The organism is Microbacterium sp. ISL-103 (assembly GCF_018613995.1).
Taxonomy (GTDB): Bacteria; Actinomycetota; Actinomycetes; order Actinomycetales; family Microbacteriaceae; genus Microbacterium.
The window spans coordinates 1-5,568 of sequence record NZ_JAGGPD010000375.1; the positions used below are offsets into that span (position 1 = coordinate 1).

6 protein-coding genes are annotated in these 5,568 nt (G+C 66.9%); all 6 read right to left on the reverse strand.

Going from position 1 to position 5,568, the window contains the following annotated elements:
* A partial coding sequence (locus tag J7E68_RS13660; protein WP_215173443.1) for a YhjD/YihY/BrkB family envelope integrity protein occupies positions 1-442 on the reverse strand: 442 nt, incomplete at its 3' end.
* A 91-nt stretch (positions 443-533) separates the two neighbouring features.
* Positions 534-1,301 (reverse strand): succinate dehydrogenase iron-sulfur subunit, encoded by a 768-nt coding sequence (locus J7E68_RS13665; protein ID WP_215173444.1) that lies wholly within the window; start codon positions 1,299-1,301, stop codon positions 534-536.
* Positions 1,302-1,303: 2 nt separating this feature from the next.
* The gene (gene sdhA / locus J7E68_RS13670; protein ID WP_215173445.1) at positions 1,304-3,130 is read right to left on the reverse strand and encodes a succinate dehydrogenase flavoprotein subunit; all 1,827 of its coding nucleotides are present in this window, start codon (positions 3,128-3,130) and stop codon (positions 1,304-1,306) included.
* Between the two features lie 19 nt (positions 3,131-3,149).
* Complete coding sequence (locus J7E68_RS13675; protein WP_215173447.1) at positions 3,150-3,593, reverse strand: succinate dehydrogenase hydrophobic membrane anchor subunit; 444 nt, start codon at positions 3,591-3,593, stop codon at positions 3,150-3,152.
* Positions 3,593-4,027: a succinate dehydrogenase, cytochrome b556 subunit gene (gene sdhC, locus J7E68_RS13680; RefSeq protein ID WP_074731658.1), complete on the reverse strand. Its 435-nt coding sequence runs from the start codon at positions 4,025-4,027 to the stop codon at positions 3,593-3,595. The genes J7E68_RS13675 and sdhC overlap by 1 nt, the downstream gene beginning before the upstream one ends.
* 179 nt (positions 4,028-4,206) lie before the next feature.
* Positions 4,207-5,466: an FG-GAP-like repeat-containing protein gene (locus J7E68_RS13685; RefSeq protein ID WP_215173449.1), complete on the reverse strand. Its 1,260-nt coding sequence runs from the start codon at positions 5,464-5,466 to the stop codon at positions 4,207-4,209.
* Positions 5,467-5,568 lie beyond the last annotated feature (102 nt).

The following is a 5,568-nucleotide window of genomic DNA, read 5'->3' on the forward strand; positions in this document are numbered from 1 at the left end:
CCCTGGTGGCCCGGCGCGAGAACGTCACCCAGCCGATGGCGGTCCAGATCACCGTGCCGAGGGCGATCAGACCGGTGATCCCCAGGACGTTGGTCGTGCTCGCCGCGATCTCCCGCACCTGTTCGGGCGTGAACACCCCACCCTGCTCGAGGATGAGGTTGGGGACGTAGCTGTTGATGATCTCGATCAGACCGTCGACGGCCTCGGTGCTGCCGCCGAGCCACAGACCGGTGATGGCGAAGGCGAGGTAGATCGCCGCGAAGATCGCGAAGAGCGCCTGGTAGCTCACACCGGCGGCGAGAAGGAATCCGTTGTGCTGCAGGAAGTGCCGCCACACGCGCACGGGGAACAGCCCGAGGGTGCGCTGCGTGAGTGCGGTCGCCCGCTCGACGGCCGTGTCGAGTCGACCGGGTTCGGTGGCGGCGGCATCGGGATCGGACACGGTCTCACCCTATCCAAGCGATGAGAACGGGCGGGCATCCATGAGGATGCCCGCCCGTCGGCGTCAGTGAGTCGACGTCAGTGAGACGGCGTCAGCGACGACCGCGCAGGACCGCCTGCTTGACCTCGGCGATGGCCTTGGTGACCTCGATGCCGCGGGGGCACGCCTCGGAGCAGTTGAACGTCGTGCGGCAGCGCCAGACGCCTTCCTTGTCGTTGAGGATGTCGAGGCGCACCTCGGCGTTGTCGTCACGCGAGTCGAAGATGAAGCGGTGCGCGTTCACGATCGCCGCCGGTCCGAAGTACTGACCATCGGTCCAGAAGACGGGGCACGACGAGGTGCACGCGGCGCACAGGATGCACTTGGTCGTGTCGTCGAAGATCTCGCGGTCGGCGATCGTCTGGACGCGCTCCTTTCCCTTCTCGGGCACCGAGTTCGCGACGAGGAACGGCTGCACGTCGCGATACGACGCGAAGAACGGCTCCATGTCGACGACGAGGTCCTTCTCGAGGGGGAGTCCCTTGATCGCCTCGACGTAGATCGGCTTCGAGATGTCGAGGTCCTTGATCAGCGTCTTGCAGGCGAGGCGGTTGCGGCCGTTGATGCGCATGGCGTCGGAGCCGCAGATGCCGTGGGCGCACGATCGACGGAAGGTGAGCGAGCCGTCGACCTCCCACTTGATCTTGTGCAGCGCGTCGAGCACGCGGTCGGTCGAGTACAGCTCGACGTCGTAGTCGACCCAGTGCGGCTCGGAGTCGACTTCGGGGTCGAACCGGCGGATGTTGAAGGTGACGATGAAGGACTGGATGCCCGTCTCCTCCGTCGTGTCCGCGGGAGCTTCGGCGATGGCGTTCGACATGCTCAGTACTTCCTCTCCATCGGCGGGTAGTTCAACTCGCCCTGCTCGTTCTTCGTGAACACGACCGGCTTCCAGTCGAGCTTGATGTGGTCGCTCGGGGTAGAGGAGTGCGGGTCGCCCGTGAGGTAGGCCATGGTGTGCTTCATGTACTTCTCGTCGTCACGCGTGGGGAAGTCGTCGCGCATGTGGCCGCCGCGGCTCTCCTCGCGGTTCTGCGCGGCGTAGACGACGACCTCGGCGATGTCGAGGAGGAAGCCGAGCTCGACGGCCTCGAGCAGGTCGGTGTTGAAGCGCTTGCCCTTGTCGTCGACGTGCACGTTGCGGTACCGGTCGCGCAGTTCGGCGATGACGCCGAGCACGTGCTCGAGGGACTCGTGCGTGCGGAAGACCTGCGCGCCCTTGTCCATCTCGTCCTGCAGCGCCTTGCGCAGCACGGCGATGCGCTCGGTGCCCTGGTTGTTGCGGAGTCCCTCGATCATGTCGGAGACGAATGCCGCGGGGTTCTCGGGCAGCGGCACGAACTCCGCCGTCTTGACGTACTCGACCGCGTTGCGACCCGAGCGCTTGCCGAAGACGTTGATGTCGAGCAGCGAGTTGGTGCCGAGGCGGTTCGCCCCGTGCACGGAGACGCAGGCGCACTCGCCGGCGGCGTAGAGGCCGGGCACGACGGTGTCGTTGTCGGCGAGCACCTCGCCGTTGTTGTTGGTGGGGATGCCGCCCATCGCGTAGTGCGCGGTCGGCATGACCGGGACCGGCTCGACGACCGGATCGACGCCCAGGTAGGTGCGCGCGAACTCGGTGATGTCGGGAAGCTTGGTCTCGAGCACCTCGGCACCCAGGTGGGTGCAGTCCAGCAGCACGTAATCCTTGTGCGGGCCGGCTCCTCGGCCCTCGGCGACCTCCTGCACCATGCAGCGGGCGACGATGTCGCGAGGCGCGAGGTCCTTGATGGTCGGCGCGTAGCGCTCCATGAAGCGCTCGCCCGACGCGTTGCGCAGGATCGCGCCCTCTCCTCGTGCGCCCTCGGTGAGGAGGATGCCGAGACCTGCGAGGCCGGTCGGGTGGAACTGGAAGAACTCGAGGTCCTCGAGGGGGAGCCCCTTGCGCCAGACGATGCCGACGCCGTCGCCCGTGAGGGTGTGCGCGTTGGAGGTCGTCTTGAAGATCTTGCCGAAGCCGCCGGTGGCGAAGATGACGGCCTTGGCCTGGAACACGTGCAGCTCGCCGGTGGCGAGGTCGTAGGCCACGACGCCCGAGACCTGGGTCTTGCCGTCGGCATCCTTCACCGTCAGCAGGTCGAGCACGTAGAACTCGTTGAAGAAGTTGATGCCCAGCCGGACGCAGTTCTGGAACAGCGTCTGCAGGATCATGTGGCCCGTGCGGTCGGCGGCATAGCAGGCGCGGCGCACCGGCGTCTTGCCGTGCTCTGCGGTGTGACCGCCGAATCGACGCTGGTCGATCTTGCCCTCGGGCGTGCGGTTGAAGGGGAGACCCATGTTCTCGAGGTCGATGACCGCGTCGATCGCCTCCTTGGCGAGGATCTCCGCGGCGTCCTGGTCGACCAGGTAGTCGCCACCCTTGACCGTGTCGAAGGTGTGCCACTCCCAGCTGTCCTCCTCGACGTTCGCGAGCGCCGCGGCCATGCCGCCCTGAGCAGCACCCGTGTGGGAGCGGGTCGGGTAGAGCTTGGAGATCACTGCGGTCTTCGCGCCGGGGCCGGCCTCGATGGCCGCCCGCATTCCGGCGCCACCGGCGCCCACGATGACGATGTCGAACTGGTGGTAGTGCACGCCGTCGCGCACGACGGAATCCTGGGTCTCGGTAGTCACTTCTTGTTTGCCTTCTCTTCTACTTGCCCAGCGTCTGGCACTGTTCCCACAGCGTGCTCGATTCGGTCACGCCGAGGCACGGGTCGAAGGTGAAGACGACCAGGGTGCCGAGGATGATGAGCAGGGCGGCAGCGAGGCCGAGTGCCCAGACGAGTGCCTTGCGAGCGGTGGTGTTCGTGACGTAGTCGTTGACGATCGTGCGCATGCCGTTGGCGCCGTGGATCAGCGCGAGCCACAGCATCAGCACGTCCCACCACTGCCAGAACGGCGTGGCGAACTTGCCCGCGATGAACGCGAAGTCGAGGGCATGGATGCCCTCGCCCACCATCAGGTTGATGAACAGGTGGCCGAAGATCAGCACGACGAGCACGATGCCCGAGGCGCGCATGAACAGCCAGCCCCACTTCTCGAGGTTGAATCCGCGCTGACGGCGGACGGGGGCGGCGATGGTCTGAGCGGTCATCAGTGTCCTCCTCCGAAGCCGGCGAACGCGAGCATGAGATGGCGGGGGACGAAGCCGGCCATGATGATGCCCCACACCAGCAGGACGCCCCAGAAGAGCTGACGCTGGTACTTGGCACCCTTCGACCAGAAGTCGACGGCGATGATGCGGAGGCCGTTCATCGCGTGGAACACGATGCCGGCGACCAGCACGACCTCGCCGAGTGCCATGACGGGGTTCTTATAGGTGCCGATGACGGCGTTGTACGCCTCGGGGGACACCCTGATGAGTGCCGTGTCGAGCACGTGCACCAACAGGAAGAAGAAGATGGCGACTCCGGTGATGCGGTGAAGCACCCACGACCACATGCCCTCGCGACCCCGGTAGAGGGTGCCGCGCGGCGTCTTGGAAGTGGTTTCCGAAATCGACGGTGTCAAGCGAGCGCTTGTGGACACGGTCGTCCTCCCTGGATCGATGTGACTCGGTCGCGTGCGAGGCGTGTCTCCAGCGTGAGCGTGCTGTCGTCAGGCACGGCCGATCGGACACCATCCTATTCCCGTGTGAGGGGGGTGGGCGACGAAGGGGAGCCTAACCAGATCGACATCGCGATGTCGGAGGGTCGGGTCTCCGACGGTCAGCCGATCTGGCTCATGGTGTTCCAACCGCCGCCGATCGTCTGCCGCGCCAGGAATCCGCCTCGTCCGTTGCCCGGGTAGAGGTAGAGGGTGCCGTCGGCCGAGCGTCCGACGAGGTCCTGCGTGCCGTCGCCGTTGAGGTCGCCGCCGCCGAAGATCGCGGTGAACGGCTTCCATCCGCCGCCGATCTTCACCGCCTTGCCCCAGGTGCCCTTGCCGGTCGTCGGATACAGCCAGAGAGTGCCGTCCGACACCTTGCGCGCGATGATGTCGCCCCGGGAGTCGCCGGTGAAGTCGCCTGCGTGCGAGATCGAGTCGAAGGCGTTCCACCCGCTGCCGATCTGGCCGCCGCTGCCCGAGAGCCAGCCGCCCTTCCCGTTGCCCTTGTAGAGCTTGAGCGTGCCGGTCGTGGTGCGGGCGATGACGTCGGGCACGCGGTCGCCCGTGTAGTCGATGCCGCCGATCACCTGTGCGAAACCCGACCAGCCGTTGCCGATCTGCACGGGGTTTCGGAGTCCGCCCGCTCCCGTTCCCGGGTACAGCATGAGGGTGCCGTTCGTCTCGACCCGTGCGAGGTCGGGGGTGCCGTCGCCGGTGAAGTCGCCCATGGTGATGAACGGCCTCGCTCCCCAGTAGGGCGCTGCCGCGACCGGGCTGGCGAATCCGCCCCTGCCGTTGCCGGGGTAGATCATCAGGCCGCCGGAGGATGTGCGGGCGACGAGATCGGCATTGCGATCACCGGTGAGGTCGCCGGCTCCTCCGCTCAGCTTCTTGACCGGCGACCCGATGCCGAAGATCTGCACCCAGTAGGTGCGATAGCACGAGCCGGAGGCGACGCCGACGCCGAGCCCGGTGTACCGGCTGTCGAGGATGTTCGCCTTGTGCCCGGCGGAGTTCATCCAGGCGGTCACGACGGAACCCGCGTCCGGCTGCCCTGCGGCGATGTTCTCGCCGGTGGCGACCCATCCGTAGGCCGCCACTCGCGAGCTGCGCCACTGCGACGTGCTGTGCTCGAACGTGCACGTCGAGGCGAGATGCCGCGCCCATTCGGCCGCAGCGGCGTCGAGCGCAGGATCAGACACGAGGGGTCTGAGTCCCGCCTTCGTGCGCTGGGCATTGGTGAGGGTGAACACCTCGCCTGCGGATCCGGTCGCAGCGAGTGCCGACGCGGGGACGAGGGCGGTTGCGGCGAGGACGAGCACGAGGGCAGCGGTGGCGCGACGAAGAAGAGCAGGGCGCCGTATGGGGGTTGGGGCCATGGGATGACCCTACTGGCGCTCCGCGTGGCTTCTGCAACACCCCGATACGCTGGGCTGCATGAGCCAGCCGATCGAGGACTTCTACGCGGTGATCCCGGCCGG

Coding starts and splice junctions, on each gene's coding strand:
- J7E68_RS13665 (WP_215173444.1), bottom strand. CDS start 1,301: ATGTCGAACGCCATCGCCGAAGCTCCCGCGGACACGACGGAGGAGACG.
- J7E68_RS13675 (WP_215173447.1), bottom strand. CDS start 3,593: ATGACCGCTCAGACCATCGCCGCCCCCGTCCGCCGTCAGCGCGGATTC.
- J7E68_RS13685 (WP_215173449.1), bottom strand. CDS start 5,466: ATGGCCCCAACCCCCATACGGCGCCCTGCTCTTCTTCGTCGCGCCACC.